Origin of the sequence: Bradyrhizobium sp. AUGA SZCCT0182, assembly GCF_018130185.1 — a bacterium.
Classification (GTDB): domain Bacteria; phylum Pseudomonadota; class Alphaproteobacteria; order Rhizobiales; family Xanthobacteraceae; genus Bradyrhizobium.
The window spans coordinates 133,077-150,697 of the sequence record NZ_JAFCLY010000015.1; the positions used below are offsets into that span (position 1 = coordinate 133,077).

A 17,621-nucleotide genomic window follows, 5' to 3' on the forward strand; every position below is an offset into this window, starting at 1 on the left:
CACTAGCCATCTTTCATCAAAGCTCGCCGCCACATGAAATCTCTTGCCAGAGCCCACAGCGCTTCAGCCGCGGGGTCCTGATCGGGCAGGACGAAATCAAAGCCCGCTGGACCGGGATCAGGTATTGAGAGCGCGTCGCTTTCTGCCTGGTGATGAAATTTCGGCAGCGACAGCTCCCATTCATTCGCTCTCACCGAGCTGCCTGTTAGTGGGCTTTGATCACCCAAGATTCCCATTGCTCCTGAGGGGCGCTTCGTCATCTGCTCCTCCTGCGGACAACCTCTCTTGTGGTGAGTTCCGAACTTGCAGTTTGCGATACTGTTTGAGTCGTCTGGCGGCCGATCACGGGCCTTACCTATCTGGACTCGATTTCGGAAGCTGCCATAGCCGAGCACCAAAGTGCTTCCGAGCGCAACATTCCCTCGGGGGTAAAGCACTCCCTTCACGGAGTACTCCATTTGCGCCGGGCAGATCACTTGAAAGATATATATCCAAGGCGATTAATGGCGCGAGGTCATTTTTTGCCAGCTCGATCCCGGTTGAGCGCGCCGACGTAGCGCGCCGATGCAAACCGGGGCCGCGTCATAAAAAAGCGACGCCCTCTCGTGACGTCGCGAAGGCAATCGCCAAAGCGAGACTGCTGAATCGAAAACGATCCGACAGCCTCGCGTTGCGCAATCAGCTCAAAAGATTGCGCTGATGCAATATCCGATGCCGCCGAGGAGCGCGCCGCCAATGGCACCCGGTATGGCGCCGATGCCGCCGACCGCCGCGCCGCCCATGCCGCCGGTCACGCCGCCGGCACCCACCGCGACGGCCAGTTCCTTCCAAAAGCCGCCGGCCGCGGCGTCGAGTTCATCGATCGAAAGCTCATGATTGGCTGCATCGTTTTTCGTAACGTTCGTCATTCCAGTTCTCCATCCATGTTGAGTTGCGGGATCATCCCGCAACCATCGTCAGGATGTCCGAATGGTTCGGAGTCTGCCGTGACAGAAATCACGCATCGTCAGCGCAGCTCGGTTGTTGAGAGAGTGTTCCAGAAACGGAACTATTCGATTCGAAAATTTACAGCAGCGTGCATCGTCGGACGCGCGCGTGGTTCTTTGAACCAGGCGCTGACGAGCGTCGATGTTTCAGGCCCGACGGCTTGTCATCGGCGTCTCATCTCGCCGCCCACCAGAACCGGCTTCAGTTCTCGAAGACAAAACTCAAACACGGTGCTTACCCTTGGCACTTTCCGCAGATCCTTATGGGTAAGCAGAAACAACGGATAATTCAGTTCGGGGATCGGACCGAGTACGTTGACGAGGTCATGGTCTGCCGCCGCATACACGGCGGGCAATGGCGCGAGACCCGCTCCGGACTTGATGGCCAAATGCACGCTGGGAATATTGCTGCAGGTTGCGACGATCGGCGCATTCGGCGCGTGCGATCTCATCCAACGCGCGGCGGGCAATCCTTCGATATCTCCGGAAAACTCGATAACACCGAAATTATTGAGGTCGCCGGATGTCTCCGGACGGCCGTGCCGGGCAACGAGGGCGGCGCTCGCGAAGATCGCCCAGGGCACCTCGGCAATCTTTTTGCCCACCAATGCACCGTTATCGGCACCTCCTCCCCGTATCGCGATATCAGCCTCGCCCTTGGAAAGATCGAGCGCCCGCTGTTCCATAATCAACTCAATCCTGATGCCCGGGTGGCGCGCATGAAACTGATCCAGGAACCCCGACCTGATGATGCGCTGTCCCACCGTGACGTGGCTGGTCAGTTTGACATGTCCGGCAGCGGTCAAATCGAGCGCGGATATCCTCCGATGCAACGCGTCGACCGCCGCTTCGACGTGCTCTGCATCCGCCAGCAATTGCTTGCCCGGAGGGGTCAAGCGATAACCTTCTGACGTACGCTCCGCGAGCGAACAGCCGATGGCGGTTTCGAGCGTCCGCAATCGCCGTTGCACCGTCGATGGATTGACGCCAAGCGCCTCGGCGGCGCTGGCGAGGCTGCCCTGGCGGGCCACCGCCAGAAAATATCGCAGGTCGTTCCAATCGAACATCAGGTCCACCCGCATCTTTGCCGACACGGCGCGCAAACTTGCGGCTCCAACCAGCCGGCCTTCGATAGTAATATTCGTACAGACCTTTCAGACCATTGCAGGATCAAACATGAAACAGCATCTGTCCATGGTTTATGCCGTTGGTCTCGCCCTGCTGGTTTCGGCGCCTACCGCATTCGCGCAAACACCCGACGGCGAGAGCGAGGCTGCCATCCGGCGAATCATCGTGGAAATGACAGAAGGATTCAACAACCACGACGGCAAGGCCGCCTCGCGCATGTACATGCAGGATGCCCGTCTCGTCACCGTTCGAGGTGACGTGATGAGCGGTCCCGCCGAGATTGAAAAGGGATTATCGGCCATCTTCGCCGCCCGCGCAAAAAATGCCACGCAACGCACGATGGACGTCAAGATTCGGTTGGTCAGGCCCGACATTGCGTTCGCTTATGTGACCAACGAACTGAGCGGACTGGTCGCCCCGGACGGAAGATCGTTACCTGCGCATCAGGAGTTGAGCTTGCGTGTATTCGTCAGGGATGGCGGCTCGTGGCAGGTAGCCGCATTTCACAACACAATGATTGCCCCATTTGCGCCACCCGTCCGGTAGGAAGCAGCACGGCGCGTGAGGATTCCACGTTCGTCGTCCCGGCCAATGTCGGGGCGGCAAAGCGATCAAAACAGCGGCGGGATCTGTCCCACCTTCAGAGGCCCCAGCAACACCGCGCCGTCGACGAAGCGCAGCGGGAAGCTGCGCGCCTTCTTGCCTTCAAGTTCGGCTGCGGTGCCGAGCGAATTGATGCCGACGGCGACGCCGACATTGGTGTTCTGCTTGACGACCTTGCCAAGACCCGGAATAGCCTTGTCGAGCGCGCCGAACAGATTGGTGAGGTCCTGGCTCTTGACGCCGGGCGCCACGCGATCGAGCGTGGCCTGCGGCACGCCCTGCTCCAGCATTTTGTCGATACCCAGCGCCGGGATCACCCGCTCCAGACCCGTCACCGTCATCTGCAGCTCGCCCTCGATCTGCCCCTGCGCGTTGAGGCCCAGTGTTCCCGCGGCCACGGCGACCAGTTCGCCCTGCTGAATCCGCGAGCGCACGATCTCGACCTTGCCGCCCGCGGCCTGCATTTCGCGGAAGCGCTCGGGCCATGGCTTTGGCGAGAAATCCTTCAGGCCGCTGAGCTTGGTCTGCACATCGGATTCGAACGGCGTCGCCAGCAGCGGATGCAATTCCTGAATGCTCCCTCCTGATATCTGCAGCGCGGTCTGGATCACCGGATCTGCAATCGATGATCCCTCCGCAAGCCTGCCGTGCAGTTCAACACGGTTGGCGCGCGCCAGCGGCGTCTGCACCGGTCCGTTGACGCGCTCGATCGAGGGATTGTCGAACACGATCGAGGCGCGCTCCGGAACGGCCGGCAGCCCCGCTACGCTGCTGCGGCCAACGCTCCAGCTCACCTTCAGCGACGGCGGCTGGCCGCGATCGGCAATCGTCGCCGGCGCCTTGAATTCGGCGATCAAGAGTTTCGGCTGGTAGATCGAGGCGATCACCATGATCTCGCCGAGCCGCGCCGTGAACGGCGCGCCCGCGCCCGCGGTCTGCGAGACCAGCGTCACGCTGGCGTCCTCGCAGCGGACTTCGAGGCGGAACGGATAGCCCGCGACCGAGCGCTTGCCGCAATCATAGATCCGGCCGGCTTTCGCTTCCTGCGCGCGCCACGCATCGGCGCGGACGCCGACCTCGGACGCCGCATAGAACCAGAAACCGCTCCAGGCGATGGCTGCGACCACCAGCAGTGCGGGCAAGATAAAAAGGCGCCAAAGCGGGCGCCGGCGCGGCGCAGGGGTGATGTCGGGCATGCGGCGACCTTTGGCTCATGATTTTGTCAAATGTAAGCGAGTAGAGACCCGGGCAAAAGCCGCTGAATTCGCTTCGCTTTGCCTAGCTGTTCTGGTAGCCGTGGCGCCCGATGTCCGCAATGACCCTGCAAGATTCGGAATTCTCGAGCGGCGACCTCTGGGTGTTCGGCTATGGCTCGCTGATGTGGCGGCCGGGCTTCGAATTCGTCGAACGGGTGCCGGCCCGGCTGATCGGCGAGCATCGCGCGCTCTGCGTCTATTCCTTTGTCCATCGCGGCACGCCTGAAAAGCCCGGCCTGGTGCTCGGGCTCGATCGCGGCGGCGCCTGCCGCGGCATCGCGTTCCGGGTCGCGGAGCAGAACCGCGCCGCCACCGTCGCCTACTTGCGCGAGCGCGAACAGGTCACCTCGGTCTACCGCGAGGTGCAGCGCTCGGTGTGGCTGGAAAACGAGGCGCGGCAGCGCGTCAGCGCGCTGGCCTATGTGGTCGATCGCGGCCATGTGCAGTATGCCGGAAGGCTGTCGCTGGCGGACCAATTGCGTCACGTGCTGCAGGGTCATGGCCAGTCCGGCATCAACCGCGACTATGTGCTGGCAACGGTGAAGGCGATCGAGGCCGAAGGTTTTCGCGATACGCAATTGCATCAGCTGGCACTGATGCTGCACGATTCGCACCCGGTCTTGCACCGGAAAACGCCTGCGAAATAGGCGTTTGCGGCATTTTCGCCACCCTGCTTCGATGAGGTGGAAAACGGGGTGACGCAAATGGCGTTCTGGGCTAGGTGTCCCGCATGGGCACGACCTCACGCCGTTTCGACGGCTTCTTCAAAAGCGAATTCAGGGTCAACGATGCCGTCGGACGCAGCGTCAGCTACGTCCGGGACGGCAAGCTATTGGGTGGCAATTCGGGGTTCGCCCACATCGGGACCTATCGTTTCGACGGCGAGGCGATCGCCGTCGAGGTGACCAGCCGCCGGCACAATTTCGGCGCCGATCATCAATCGCTGCTCGGCTCCGACATTTCGACCATTGCGGTCACCGGACGGGCCGTCGGAAAAGCGTTTTGCTTTGAGGGCGGCTCGCCGCAAATGCCCAACGCGACGTTTCGATCCGTGATGACGCCGCTCGACGAGAGCGAACTCGCAGCCCCCGGCACGATCGGCGAAGGCGGCATTTCCGACGGGCTGTACTCGATTCACCTCAAAATCCTGGACGGCGTGCCCGGCGGCTTGACCGGCGTCATGCTGCTGAACAACGGCCGCATCGTCGGCGGCGATGCCTTCTTCTATTACCTCGGGTCGTATTCATCATCGAACGGCCGCTGGAAGGGCCAGATGGTCAATCAGGAACACACCCCGGCGCGGGGTGAAGACCCGGTGTTTGGCGGGCATGAAATCGGAATCGGGTTTTCCGGGACATGCGATGCGGAGGGCGGCACCCTCGAGGGTACCGCGCTCGCGGGCAAGCGAAGCATCCGGTTCGAAGCCGAGCTGAAACTGATCTGCGCGGCTTAGGACAGGGTGATCGCGCCGACGACCGGCTCACCTCTCCCCGCATGCGGGGAGAGGTCGGATTGCGAAGCAATCCGGGTGAGGGGGTACAGGTTCATCAATTGGCACAAGCGTTCGCGGTGAGAGCCCCTCACCCCGACCCTCTCCCCGCGAAGAGCGGGGCGAGGGAGAAGTGTCAATTGGCTTGCGCGGTGGCCGGCCGGCGCGGCGCCGTCGAACCGGCCGGCTGATCGTCGGGCAAAACTTCGATGCCGATATCGGCGAGCCGCACCCGCACCTCCGCCGCGACATATTTCGCATATTCCGACAGCAGCAGACGGAAGGTCGCACCTGAGGTCCACCATGGCTCGTCGCGCCATTTTTCGCCGACCACCGCAAACGGGATCAGTTCGATATCCGGCATCGCATGCGACAATTCGACGATCGCCCGCGGCATATGGTAGTTCGAAGTCACCACGATCAGCGATTTGAAACCGCGGTCCTTGACCCAGCGCCGCGTCTCCGCCGCGTTGCTTCGCGTATTCACGGCCGAGCGGTCGAGATCGACGCAGCAGCGCAGCAGCGAATGGTTGTCGGGCAGCGTGCGGGAGATGTCGCTGGCGGCGTTGGTCGGGTGCACGCCCGAAATCAAGAGCCGCTTGCCATAGCCGCCGGCCAGCAATTCCATCGCATCCGACACCCGCGACGAGCCGCCGGTCAGCACCACGATGCCGTCGGCATTGCGGGCCGGCTTGATTTCGACGCCGCGCAATTGCGACAGGAAGCCGATGAAGCCCACCGCCGCGCCGACAAAGCCGAGCGCCAGCGTGGCGACGATGGTCGCCCGCAGCCAACCTCGCGGCCGCACGGCCGGCGCATTCGGCGACGTATCGTCGGGTTGCACACGCATGCAGTTCTTGCTGTCCTCTCCGCTCGCAATTCTAGAAGTTTTTTGGGCGAAGTGGAGTCTGGTCCGGCGCCCTCCCCCGGATCAAGTCCCCGGCCATTGCTTCGCTCGAAAACGTTTCAATCAATGTCGTCCAGCGTCGCAAACAGCGTCCGCCGCGAGGCCCAGGCCGTGATCGCGGCGATCAGCACGGCCTGCGCCGCCAGCGCCAGATAGCCGGACGGACGCAGCGAAAACGTGCCCAGCAGCGCGGCAAATTGATCGCCGACCGGCGTGCCCGAGAACCAGCTCGCGATCGATTCCGAGAAACCAAAACCCAGCATTGCAGCGCCGCCGCCGATCAACCCACCCTCGAGGCCGAGCCTGAGGAAATGCCGCAGGAAGCGGTTGGCGATGTAGCTGTCGCCGGCGCCGACGAAATGCAGCACCTCGACGATCGGGCGGTTCGCCGCCATCGCGCCACGCGTCGCAAACGACACCGAAATAATGGTCGCCACGATCACCAGCGCCAGGATGCCGATGCCGGCGAATACCGTCGCCCCGGTCATCGAGCGCATGCGCTCGATCCAGGCGCGGTGATCGTCGACGCTGGCGGAGGGGGCTGCCTGCAGCACCCGCGCGCGCAAGGCGGCGAGGTCGGGCGTGGTGCCGGGCTGCACCCTTGCTACGATGACGCGCGGCACCGGCAGTTGCTCGATCGACAGCCCGGTGCCGAGCCACGGCTCCAGCAATCTGGCCGACTCGTCCTTGGTGAAGGGCCGGACCTCGACGATGCCGGGCTGCGCCCGCATCGCCTCGACGGCCGCGATCGCATCGCGGTCGAGATCGCGGCCTGCCGAGGGACGCACCTGGATGGTGATTTCGCTGGCAACTTCCGATTGCCACTCTGCCGCCGACGCGCTTACCAGCAGCACGGTGCCCGTGGTGATCGAGGCGAGGAACGTCATGATCGCGACCACCGCGACCAGCGCGCGGCCGGAGATCGAGGCGCGCGGCACGATCGGCGACATGTTGCGCGCCCGCGCCGGGACCTGCGGGCGTTCGTGCCCGAGATCGACCAGCGGACCATGCTCGTCACCGGATCTACTCATAGATATGCAGCCGTCCCTGATGCAGCACCAGACGCCGCGCCTCGTACTGATCCATCAGCGTGATGTCGTGGGTCGCGATGATCACGGCGGTGCCAGACTTGTTGAGCTCGATGAACAGCCGGAGCAACCGCCGGCCCAGCGTCGGATCGACGCTGCCGGTCGGCTCGTCCGCCAGCAATAATTGCGGACGCGAGATCACCGCGCGCGCGATCGCCGCGCGTTGTTTTTCGCCGCCGGACAGGATCGGCGGCAGCGCATCCATGCGCTCGCCGAGCCCGACCCATTTCAACAGATCGATCACTTCGCGCCGGTAGCTGGATTCATCCCGCCCCATGACGCGGAACGGCAGCGCCACGTTCTCATAGGTCGTCATGTGATCGAGCAGGCGAAAATCCTGCAGCACGATGCCGATGCGTTTGCGCAAATCCGCAACCTGGTCCTTGCCGAGCAGCGAGACGTCGTGGCCGAACAGATTGACCAGACCGCGCGTCGGCCGCATCGACAGGAATAACAGCCGCAGCAGCGAGGTCTTGCCGGCGCCCGACGGGCCGGTGAGGAACTGGAAGGAATGGGCCGGGATCAGGAACGACAGGTCGCGCAAAATCTCCGGGCCGAGCCCGTAGCGCAATCCAACATTTTCGAACCGAACCAAGCTCAGCTCCGCTCGAGATGGGCCTCGGCTTCTGCCTCGGCCTCGACGTTTGCCTGGGCCTTGACCGGAAACCCATACCTTGGGGCTCGCAGCCCCAGGCTTTGGGCGCGAGCCGGACAAAACGGTTGTGCGACCGTTATGGTTTCCGATTCGTTAACGGTCGCTAGGTAGCATCGGCCCAAAGACACTGTGGAAACGGGCTCCATGCACATCGTCTGCCCCCATTGTACAACATCCTACGCGATCAAGCTGGCCACCCTGGGTGCCGCCGGCCGTACCGTCCGTTGTTCCCGCTGCAAGGAAACCTGGCTGGCGCGCCCCGAGGACGCGGTCGAGATCGCACCTGCCGTGCCGGCGATGGCGGAAGCCAGCCAGGGAACCGGAAATGCCGAGGCCGACGCGGCCGCCGAGTGGGAGGCCATGGCCCGCCAGGAAGAGGCGCAGGACCCCCCCGTGGTCGACAGCCCGTCGATTTCGGCCGATTGGCCCGCCGAGGGCGAAGGTTCCCGGGGAAATGAAGCCGACTGGCCGTCGGTCGCCCAGCAGGATGCCGAGGCGCATCAGGAGGCGGTTTCCACCCACCGCTCGCGGCTGGCCAAGCTGTTCCGGCTGCCCAAATTGCCGTCCATGCGGATGCCGTCGATCGGCGCTCCCGTCGCCTGCGCCGCGATGGGCGCACTGGTCGTGGCGCTGATGTTCTGGCGCACCGATGTGGTGCGGCTGCTGCCGCAGACCGCGACGTTCTACAAGATGGTCGGGCTCGAGGTGAATTTGCGCGGGCTGTCGTTCAAGGACATCAAGATCACCAACGAGACCGTCGACGGCAAGCCGGTGCTTGTCATCGAAGGCATGATCGTCGGCGAGACCAGGAAGCCGGTCGAATTGCCGCGGCTGCGCTTTAGCGTTCGCGACGAACAGGGCGCGGAGATCTATGCCTGGAACGCGGTGCTCGAGCAGCCGGTGCTGAAGCCGGGCGAGCGCGCCTATTTCAAGTCGCGGCTGGCGTCACCGCCGCCCGAAGGCCGCAATATTGATGTACGCTTCTTCAACAAGCGGGATCTGGCCGCCGGCCGCGCGTAAACTTGGCCGGACGTCCCGCTCGCAAATGAGCTGTTGCCATGCCGCGTGTATTGATTGCCGACGACGAAGACTCGATGCGCTCCCTGGTGGCGCGCGCCATCGCCATGGACGGCCATGACACCGTCACCGCCGAGGACGGCGCCGAGGCGCTTGAAATCCTGACGCGCGAGAAGGGTGCGTTCGACCTGCTGCTCACCGACATCCAGATGCCCGTGATGGACGGGATCGCGCTGGCGCTGGCGGCGGCGCGCGATTTCCCCAACCTCAAGATTCTGCTGATGACCGGCTTTGCCGATCAGCGCGAACGCGCCTCCGGCCTCAATGCGATCGTGCATGACGTGGTGACAAAGCCGTTTTCGGTGGCCGATATCCGCACCGCGGTGGCAGATGCGCTGGCGGCAAGGAAGATGTAGCGCGGATCATCTTGTGAGCGGGCTCAACACCCTCCCCTGGAGGGGTCCGAGACAAGCGAAGCTTGCTCGTGGGTCGGTTCGCATGAAGCGCAGCGAAATGCGAAACGGGGTGGGGTGACGGTCTCTCACCTTGCACACTGTTCGTGTGGAGAGACCGTCACCCCACCCCGCCTCTTCGCGTCGACCCTCCCCCTCCAGGGGAGGGTAAGCACGCCGAAGCCGCTCTAGTAATCCTTCAGCAGCCGCTCGATGTAATCGAGTTCGATCTGCGGGCGGGCCGGATCGGCGAGGCGCCGGCGCAGTTCTTCCAGAATGCGGCGCACGCGTTGCACGTCGATCTCGCCGGGGATCTTCACCGAATAGTCGTCGCTGAACTCGTTGCTGCGCATTGGCCGCCCGAGCGGATCGGTATTCCGTTGCGCGCCCTGCTGCCGGCCGTTCGGATTGCCCGGGCCGTCTCCCGGCTGGTCGCCGTCGCCCTGCTGCATCGCTTCGGCGAGGCTCTGGGCGCCCTTGCGCAGCGCATCCAGCGCGCGGCCTTGCGAATCCACCGCACCGTCGGCGTTGCCTTCGCCGAGCCGGCCGGAGGCGTCACCCATCGCGCCATCGGCCTGCTCCAGGCCGTCCTCGCCGTCGCCCTGGTCGCCGCCGGGCTGGCCTTGCTGACCCTGCTGACCCTTTTCGCCGCGCTGGCCCTTCTCGCCGCGCTGGCTCGGACCCATGCCGCGCTTGGCGAGTTCTTCCTGCAATTTCTTCAAGCGGTCGCGCAGGCCCTGCTGGTCCTGCTGCAGATCGCCCATGCTCTGCTCGCCCTGCTTGCCGCGCTGACGATCGCGCCGCGAATCCTGGCCCTGCTTGTAGGTCTTGTCGCGCAATTGCTGCTGCTTGCGGATCATGTCGCCGAGTTCGTTCAGCGCCTGCTCCATGTCGTTGTCGCCGCCCTGCCCGGGCTGCGCCATCTGCAGGTTTTCCAGCATCTGCTGCAGCTGCTCCAGCAATTGCTTGGCCGCATCCTTGTCGCCGGAGCGTGACAGCCGCTCCATCCGGTCGAGCATGCTCTTGAGATCCTGCTGGCTCAGCATCTTGGTATTGGGATCGAGCGGCCGCGCCAGTTGCTGCGGATTGTTCTTGAGCTGTTCGGCGAGCTGGCGCAGGAAATTATCCAGAGCGGCCCGCAGATTGTCGGTGAGCTTCTTGATCTCCTCGTCGCTGGCGCCGCGCTCCAGCGCCTGCTTCAGCGCCTCCTGCGCCGCGCGCAACGCCTTGTCGACATCGGTGATGTTGCCGTCCTCGATCGTGACCGCGAGCGACCACAGGCTCGCCACCACCTCGCGCATGGCGTCATCGGTGCGCGCCGCCTCGAGCTGGCGCGAGACGCTGTAGAGGCCGAGATAATGGCCGGCTTCCGGCGTAAACAATTCCGGCGCGATCATCAGCGCGGCAAGCGCGGCATAGACCTGGCCATTCTGGTTGGCGTCGAGCGCCAGGATGCGGCGCTGCTCGATCAGCGCGCGCGCCAGCGGCTTGGTGAACAGCCGCTCCGGCAGCCGCATGTTGAACGGCTCGCTGCGGCCTTCATTGCCGGCCTCGTCCTTGGCCGTCAGCGTCAGCGTGACGTCGGCGCCGGCATAGGGATCCTCGCTGAGATCCTTGACGGTCTGGCCGACACCATTGCGGGTGCGCGCGTTCGGCAGGGCCAGCGGAAATTGTGGCGCCGGGAACAGCGGGCGCGCCTCGGTGGTTTTTTCGGCGGTCTTCTCGGCGGCCTTGTCTCCGCCTTTGGCGCCCCTTGCCGGTTCCTTGCCGATTTCCTTGACTGCTTCCTTGCCGGAATCGGCCGGCCGGGCGGCGAACGAGGCGCGGGCTTCGGTAACGCCGTAATCATCCTCGAGCTTGTAGGACATCTGCAGCGAACCGCGAGCCTGGCGCTCGGGATCCTTCGCCAGCGAAATGGTCGGGGCACGGTCGGGCGTCGCGGCGAACCGCCATTGCGGCTGGCCGGCCGGCGCACGGACATGGGCGGTGCCGTCGCCGGCGATCTTGAAATGCCGCTCGTTGGTGCCCTTCGGCGCCTGTTCGCTGGGCGCGACTTCAGTGACGCCGCCACCCACCACGACATCGATCGAGCCGCCGCTGGAGCGCACCAGCAGCGTGCTGCCGGCCGGAACCGCCAGCGGCCCGCTATTGGTTCCAGCGTCCTTGCTCGCGGCGGAAAGAATGATCGGCGGCTTGCTGGTGTAGACCGGCGGCGTCACCCAGGCATCGACCCGGACATTGGCCGGCGCCAGCACCCCGTTCCAGTCGAAGGCGGCTGCGATGCGCATCGCGCGCTCGTCACCGGCGGCAAAATAGGCCGCCACCGCCATCACCATGACCAGCGCACGCAACGCCCAGGGATCGTGGATCGGCAGCCGCGGCGACGGCAGACCGGCGCGGATCCGCTTGATCGAGGCCAGCGTCCGCTCGCGCTGCTCCTTCCAGAGGGCCAGCGCGATCGGATCCTTGCTGGCCAGCGTGTCGGTGAGCGCGGTCGCCGGGCGATGGCGAATGCCGGTACCGCGGTCGAGCCGGCTCAGGCTCTCTTCACGGGTCGGCCAGCGATAGCGCAAAATCGGGTACAACGCGCCGAGCGCGAGGCCTGCGAACAAGGCGATGCCGACGACACGGGCGACAAACGGCAGCGCCAGCCACAATCCGGCCCAGGACGCCACCAGAAACAGTCCGACGACGGTCAATAGCCGGGCCAGAATCGGCCATCCGCGCTCCCACGCGATCGCGTACTGGGCCCGCTGCAGGGCCTGCGTCAGTTGAAGCCGCGCCACCGCATCCGGCTCGCGCGCTGGCTCCGTGGGGTCAGGGTTGGCGCCGTTCAATAAACTCTCCGGGTTGCCGACAAATCAGCCTAGCACAGCGGCGGCAATGAGGCACCCGTTTCCACGGCCAACCCACACCCGGAAATACGCATAACACGAAGGCGTGACTGCGGGGCTTCCACCCCCTAACGTCCGCCCGAACCCGCAAAAATACCGCAAGAATACCGGAGGAACGTCATGGACAAGAAGACCTACGACAAGGGCCTGGAAGTGCGCAAAGCCGTGCTCGGCGAGGCCTATGTCAACAACGCCCTGAAGAACGTCGACGATTTCAACCGCCCATTCCAGGAGCTGCTCACCGAATATTGCTGGGGCGCGGTGTGGGGCCGCGAGGAACTGCCGCGCAAGACCCGCAGCATGCTCAACCTCGCCATGATCTCGATCCTGAACCGGCCGCATGAACTGCGCACCCACATCAAGGGCGCGCTGACCAACGGCGTGACCAACGACGAGATCCGCGAAATCTTCATGCAGGTCGCGATCTATGCCGGCGCGCCCGCCGGCGTCGACAGCTTTCGCATCGCGCGCGAGGTGTTCGCGGAAATGGACAAGGCTTAGAACCGACCAACACTCCACCAAGAATTTTCCGTCATTGCGAGCGAAGCGAAGCAATCCACCTCGCCGCACAAAGAAAGAATGGATTGCGTCGCTGCGCTCGCAATGACGAAACAAGGAAAATCAACACCATGGAAATCGGATTCATCGGCCTCGGCAAGATGGGCTTCCCGATGGCGCGCCGCCTGATCGAGGCAGGCCACCAGCTCACCGTGTTCGATACGCGGAAGGAAGCCACCGACAAGCTTGTGGCGCTCGGCGCGCAAGTGGCGTCATCGCCAAAGGATATCGCCGATCGCTGCGAAACGGTGCTGGCGAGCCTGCCGTCGTTGCAGGCCTCGCTCGACGTCGCAACGGGCACCGGCGGCGTGATCGAAGGCAAACGCGTAAAACGCTTCGTCGACCTCTCCACCGTCGGCTCGCAAATGGCGACGCGGATTCACGGCCTCCTGGCCGCGAAGAACATCGTGCAGATAGACTCTCCCGTAAGCGGCGGCGTCGGCGGCGCCGAAAAAGGCACGCTCGCCGTGATGGTGTCGGGCCCGCGCGCCGATTGCGACATGTTGAAGCCCGCGCTCGGCGTCATCGGCAAGGTGTTCTTCATCGGCGAGAAGCCGGGCTCCGCGCAGACCATGAAGCTCGCCAATAATTTCCTGTCGGCCACCGCGATGGTGGCAACCTCGGAAGCGGTGGTGATGGGCGTCAAGTCAGGACTCGATCCGGCCGTGATGGTCGACGTGATCAACGCCGGCTCGGGAATGAATACCGCCAGCCGCGACAAGTTTCCCCGTGCGGTGCTGCCGCGGACGTTCGACTTCGGCTTCGCCACCGGACTGATGGTGAAAGACGTGCGGCTCGCGCTGGACGAAATGAAATCGCTGGGGCTGTCGATGGAGGTCGCCGAAGCGGTCGGGCGGCTGTGGGAAGTCGTGATCCGCGACCAGGGCGCAGAGTCGGATTTCACCGAGGCGATCAAGCCGATCGAAAAGGCCGCGGGTGTGATCGTCGGCGGCGCCAAGGGCGGCAGTCACGCGGCGAAGTAGCACGCCGCGCAACGCCGGACGGGATCAATGGCCGCTCAATAACCCTGGCGATAACGCCGGCCGCTGCCTTCCGGACGTCCGCCGTAATACGGATTCTCGATGCACTGGGCGGGAAGGCCCAGTGCGGTCGCGTTGCACTGCTCCAGCGAGGTATAGGCGCATTCGATACGTTCGCCACCGAAATTCTGGATCTGCTTGATGCAGACCGGATACCTCGGATTATAGGTCTGGGCGCGCGCCGGCGACGTCGCCGAAACCGCTGCCATCGTCAAGACAGCCAAAGCCAGAATGCGCATCGGAATCTCCTTTGAAATCGGCACAATGTCAGCGCGCGCTGACAAATATGCCTTGGGTCACAGCCACGGCGCCTGCCGGTCCATCGCGATCAGTTCGTCGACCTCGATGCGCGGACGCACCACCGCGAATTGATCGTTCTTGACCAACACTTCCGGCACCAGCGCGCGGGTGTTGTAAAAGCCTGATTGCACCGCGCCATAGGCGCCGGCGGTCATGATCGCCAGGAGATCGCCGGCCTTGGGCTCGGGGATCTGGCGGTCGAGCGCCAGATAATCACCGGTTTCGCAGACCGGCCCGACCACGTCGGCGGTGATCGTCGGCGTGCCCGGCGCAGCTTCGCGGACCGGCAGGATGTCGTGATGGGCCTCATACAGCGTGGGGCGGATCAGATCGTTCATCGCGGCGTCGATGACGACGAAATTCTTGGCGTCGCCCGGCTTCACGTAGATCACGCGCGCAACGAGGATGCCGGCATTGCCGACGATCATCCGGCCCGGCTCAAACATCAGCGTGCAGCCGAGATTATGCGTCACCCGCTTGACCATCGCGGCATAGGCTGACGGCAGCGGCGGCGCTTCGCGGTCCATGTGATAGGGAATGCCGAGCCCGCCACCGAAATCGATATGCGAGATGTTGTGGCCGTCGGCGCGCAAGGTCCGCACGAAGTCGGAGAGAATCCGGAAAGCGGTCTCCATGCGGCTCAGATCCGTGATCTGGCTGCCGATATGCATGTCGGTGCCGGTGACCTCGATCCCGGGCAGCCTTGCGGCACGGGCGTAGACTTCGCGGGCACGCGCAATCGGCACGCCGAACTTGTTCTCGGATTTCCCGGTGGCGATCTTGGCGTGGGTGCCGGCATCGACGTCGGGATTGACGCGCACCGAAATCCGCGCGGTACGGCCCATTTCGACCGCGAGCCGCGACAACAGCTCGAGTTCAGGCTCGGATTCGACGTTGATGCAGAGGATATCCGCCGCCAGCGCGGCGCGAAGTTCCGCCTCGGTCTTGCCGACGCCGGAAAACAGGATCTTGTTTGCGGGGATCCCCGCCGCCAGCGCCCGCTTCAACTCGCCGCCGGAAACCACGTCGGCGCCGGCGCCGAGTTTCGCCAGCGTGCGCAGCACCGACTGGTTGGAATTGGCCTTCATGGCGTAGCAGACCAGCGTCTTCTCGCCGGCGAAGGCCTCGGTGAACACCCGGTAGTGGCGCTCCAGCGTCGCGGTCGAATAGCAATAGAACGGCGTTCCCACGGCATCCGCGAGATGGGAAAGATTGACCGCCTCGGCGTGGAGCACGCCGTTGCGATAGTCGAAGTGATTCATGGTGCGCCTTATAGCGTTTTCAAGCGAAGTGGGAACCGGTTCGCAGCGCAATCAAGTTTACGCAGATTGCGTGTACTTATCTGCGGCGGAAAACGCGTCAAAGCGAAATGCTCAGTTACCCAGCAGCGGGTCGAGTATGAATGGTTTCTTTTTGCCTCTGGCCGCCTCCGGCGGGGCGTCTGACCCGAAGCCCGGATTGTATACCCCCGGCTGGGCCGCGCGCTCGGTCTCCGAATCGGTGGCCGCGGATTGCGACGACGCATTCGAGGCGCTCGGCGGCAGATCAAGGCCGCCCTTGCGGCCGCAGCCGCCGAGCGCAAGCGCGCTCACGCTCAGCAGGATGATGGCCCATCCCGACGAAGTCGGCCGGTAGTTACGTGTCACGACTAAATCCCCAATGCGCGCCGCACCATACAAAGATTGCCTTGCGATGGCGAGGCCTGACGCCCCCATGAAACCCAAGAAAAACCCAAGAAATTACAGCGAAATTTTTGGCCTCAGCCCAATTTTCGCTCTTTTTCCAGCCGCTTCAGCCAGGACTTGGCCTGGGCTGTCACATTCTTCGGCGCCGTGCCGCCATAGCTGGTGCGGCTCTTGACGGACGCCTCCACCGACAATACGCGCAGCGCCTCTGCCGTAATCTTCGGCTCGACCTCCTGCATCGCCTTCAGCGGCAGCTCGTGCAGCGCCACGCCCTGTTTCGAAGCAAGACCGACGATGCGCCCGGTGACGTGATGGGCGTCGCGGAACGGCATTTTCAGCGTCCGCACCAGCCAGTCGGCGAGATCGGTGGCGGTGGCATAGCCCTCGCCCGCGGCCGCCTTCATCCTGTTCTCGTCGGGCACGAGGTCGGCAACCATGCCGGTCATCGCCCGGATCGCCAGCGAGAGGGCTGCGAACGCTTCCATCGCGCCCTGCTTGTCCTCCTGCATGTCCTTTTGATAGGCGAGCGGCAGCCCCTTCATGACGATCAAGAGCGCCGTCAGCGCGCCGATCACCCGCCCGGTTTTGGCGCGCACCAGTTCGGCCGCATCGGGGTTGCGCTTTTGCGGCATGATCGAGGATCCCGTGGTGAACTTGTCGCTCAGCCTGATGAGGCCGACCAGCGGCGAGGTCCAGATCACGATCTCCTCGGCGAAGCGCGACATATGCACCGCCGCGATCGACGCCGCCGACAGGGTTTCGAGCACGAAGTCGCGGTCCGAGACCGCGTCGAGCGAATTGGCCATTGGCCGGTCGAAGCCGAGCGCCTTGGCGGTGGCGTGGCGGTCGATCGGAAACGAGGTGCCGGCGAGCGCGGCCGCACCGAGCGGTGATTCGTTCAGCCGCTTGCGCGCATCCGCAAAGCGGCCGCGGTCGCGCGCGGCCATCTCGACATAGGCCAGGAGATGATGCCCGAGCGTCACGGGCTGGGCGGTCTGCAGATGGGTGAAACCGGGCATCACCGTGCCGGCGTGTTCCAGCGCCCGCTCTACCAGGACATATTGGAATGCCGCCAGCGCCGCATCGGTCTCATCGATGGTGTCGCGCACATACAGACGAAAATCGGTCGCGACCTGGTCGTTGCGCGAACGCGCGGTGTGCAGCCGGCCGGCGGCGGGGCCGATCAGATCGGTCAACCGGCTCTCGACGTTCATATGGATGTCTTCGAGCGCGCGCTTGAAATCGAACGACCCTTTTTCGATTTCTGACAGAATCGTGTCTAGACCTTTGCCGATATTTTTCGCATCACCGGCCGTGATAATGCCCTGCGCGGCGAGCATCGCGGCGTGGGCCTTGGACGCGGCGATGTCCTGGGAATACATGTGACGATCGACGTCGATGGAGACGTTGATTTCCTCCATGATCGCATCGGGACGTTCGGTGAACCGGCCGCCCCACATCTTGTTGCTCATGACTTCTCGCTCACGACTTCTTATTCAGGTGCTGGCTATTCAGGTCTGGCATTTATCGTCGAAACCGGCGAAACGCCGTGCCGGTTTCGGC

The 17,621-nt window shown here is 64.0% G+C and carries 19 protein-coding genes; 7 read left to right on the forward strand and 12 right to left on the reverse strand.

Annotated elements, in window-relative coordinates:
• Positions 1-2: 2 nt before the first annotated feature.
• The 3 genes from JQ611_RS18100 to JQ611_RS18110 form a co-directional block, all read right to left on the reverse strand.
• Positions 3-260, reverse strand: a complete 258-nt coding sequence (locus JQ611_RS18100; RefSeq protein WP_212269582.1) for a hypothetical protein — start codon at positions 258-260, stop codon at positions 3-5.
• Between the two features lie 423 nt (positions 261-683).
• Entirely contained in the window at positions 684-908 is a 225-nt protein-coding gene (locus JQ611_RS18105; protein ID WP_192738297.1) for a hypothetical protein, read from the reverse strand.
• A gap of 242 nt (positions 909-1,150) precedes the next feature.
• Positions 1,151-2,080, reverse strand: coding sequence for a LysR family transcriptional regulator (locus JQ611_RS18110; RefSeq protein ID WP_312011180.1), 930 nt, complete (start codon positions 2,078-2,080; stop codon positions 1,151-1,153).
• An 82-nt stretch (positions 2,081-2,162) separates the two neighbouring features.
• Here JQ611_RS18110 and JQ611_RS18115 point away from each other — a divergent pair, with 82 nt between their 5' ends.
• Complete coding sequence (locus tag JQ611_RS18115; protein WP_212269584.1) at positions 2,163-2,660, forward strand: SgcJ/EcaC family oxidoreductase; 498 nt, start codon at positions 2,163-2,165, stop codon at positions 2,658-2,660.
• Positions 2,661-2,725: 65 nt separating this feature from the next.
• Here the strand turns inward: JQ611_RS18115 and JQ611_RS18120 are convergent, their stop codons facing one another.
• Positions 2,726-3,913 carry a DUF2125 domain-containing protein gene (locus tag JQ611_RS18120; protein ID WP_212392325.1) on the reverse strand — a complete coding sequence of 396 codons (1,188 nt, stop codon included), beginning with the start codon at positions 3,911-3,913 and terminating at the stop codon, positions 2,726-2,728.
• Positions 3,914-4,023: 110 nt separating this feature from the next.
• Here JQ611_RS18120 and JQ611_RS18125 point away from each other — a divergent pair, with 110 nt between their 5' ends.
• On the forward strand, positions 4,024-4,620 hold the full coding sequence (locus JQ611_RS18125; protein ID WP_212392324.1) for a gamma-glutamylcyclotransferase: 597 nt from the start codon (positions 4,024-4,026) through the stop codon (positions 4,618-4,620).
• Between the two features lie 83 nt (positions 4,621-4,703).
• Positions 4,704-5,426 carry a GrlR family regulatory protein gene (locus JQ611_RS18130; RefSeq protein ID WP_212269587.1) on the forward strand — a complete coding sequence of 241 codons (723 nt, stop codon included), beginning with the start codon at positions 4,704-4,706 and terminating at the stop codon, positions 5,424-5,426.
• 172 nt (positions 5,427-5,598) lie between these two features.
• On the opposite strand, the gene JQ611_RS18135 is transcribed toward JQ611_RS18130, so the two are convergent.
• The 3 genes from JQ611_RS18135 to ftsE all read right to left on the reverse strand — a co-directional run bounded on the left by JQ611_RS18135 (position 5,599) and on the right by ftsE (position 8,052).
• Positions 5,599-6,312, reverse strand: coding sequence for a YdcF family protein (locus JQ611_RS18135; RefSeq protein WP_212269588.1), 714 nt, complete (start codon positions 6,310-6,312; stop codon positions 5,599-5,601).
• Positions 6,313-6,428: 116 nt separating this feature from the next.
• Entirely contained in the window at positions 6,429-7,400 is a 972-nt protein-coding gene (locus JQ611_RS18140) for an ABC transporter permease (RefSeq protein WP_212269589.1), read from the reverse strand.
• A complete protein-coding gene (gene ftsE / locus JQ611_RS18145) occupies positions 7,393-8,052 on the reverse strand; it encodes a cell division ATP-binding protein FtsE (protein WP_212269590.1) in 660 nt (219 codons plus the stop codon). The genes JQ611_RS18140 and ftsE overlap by 8 nt, the downstream gene beginning before the upstream one ends.
• A 204-nt stretch (positions 8,053-8,256) precedes the next feature.
• Here ftsE and JQ611_RS18150 point away from each other — a divergent pair, with 204 nt between their 5' ends.
• Both JQ611_RS18150 and JQ611_RS18155 read left to right on the forward strand, forming a co-directional pair.
• Positions 8,257-9,132: an MJ0042-type zinc finger domain-containing protein gene (locus JQ611_RS18150; RefSeq protein WP_212269591.1), complete on the forward strand. Its 876-nt coding sequence runs from the start codon at positions 8,257-8,259 to the stop codon at positions 9,130-9,132.
• Between the two features lie 38 nt (positions 9,133-9,170).
• The gene (locus tag JQ611_RS18155) at positions 9,171-9,545 is read left to right on the forward strand and encodes a response regulator (protein ID WP_212269592.1); all 375 of its coding nucleotides are present in this window, start codon (positions 9,171-9,173) and stop codon (positions 9,543-9,545) included.
• Between the two features lie 224 nt (positions 9,546-9,769).
• Here the strand turns inward: JQ611_RS18155 and JQ611_RS18160 are convergent, their stop codons facing one another.
• Positions 9,770-12,418 (reverse strand): TIGR02302 family protein, encoded by a 2,649-nt coding sequence (locus JQ611_RS18160; protein ID WP_212466155.1) that lies wholly within the window; start codon positions 12,416-12,418, stop codon positions 9,770-9,772.
• A gap of 177 nt (positions 12,419-12,595) precedes the next feature.
• Between JQ611_RS18160 and JQ611_RS18165 the strand changes: the two genes are divergently transcribed.
• Positions 12,596-12,976, forward strand: coding sequence for a carboxymuconolactone decarboxylase family protein (locus JQ611_RS18165; RefSeq protein ID WP_212466156.1), 381 nt, complete (start codon positions 12,596-12,598; stop codon positions 12,974-12,976).
• 128 nt (positions 12,977-13,104) lie between these two features.
• Positions 13,105-14,016: an NAD(P)-dependent oxidoreductase gene (locus JQ611_RS18170; protein ID WP_212466157.1), complete on the forward strand. Its 912-nt coding sequence runs from the start codon at positions 13,105-13,107 to the stop codon at positions 14,014-14,016.
• A gap of 35 nt (positions 14,017-14,051) precedes the next feature.
• On the opposite strand, the gene JQ611_RS18175 is transcribed toward JQ611_RS18170, so the two are convergent.
• The 4 genes from JQ611_RS18175 to argH form a co-directional block, all read right to left on the reverse strand.
• Complete coding sequence (locus JQ611_RS18175) at positions 14,052-14,312, reverse strand: DUF3551 domain-containing protein (RefSeq protein ID WP_212466158.1); 261 nt, start codon at positions 14,310-14,312, stop codon at positions 14,052-14,054.
• 57 nt (positions 14,313-14,369) lie between these two features.
• Positions 14,370-15,635 (reverse strand): diaminopimelate decarboxylase, encoded by a 1,266-nt coding sequence (gene lysA / locus JQ611_RS18180; RefSeq protein ID WP_212392318.1) that lies wholly within the window; start codon positions 15,633-15,635, stop codon positions 14,370-14,372.
• A gap of 111 nt (positions 15,636-15,746) precedes the next feature.
• The gene (lptM, locus tag JQ611_RS18185) at positions 15,747-16,019 is read right to left on the reverse strand and encodes an LPS translocon maturation chaperone LptM (protein WP_212392317.1); all 273 of its coding nucleotides are present in this window, start codon (positions 16,017-16,019) and stop codon (positions 15,747-15,749) included.
• A gap of 113 nt (positions 16,020-16,132) precedes the next feature.
• Positions 16,133-17,530, reverse strand: coding sequence for an argininosuccinate lyase (gene argH / locus JQ611_RS18190; RefSeq protein ID WP_212392316.1), 1,398 nt, complete (start codon positions 17,528-17,530; stop codon positions 16,133-16,135).
• Between the last annotated feature and the right edge of the window lie 91 nt (positions 17,531-17,621).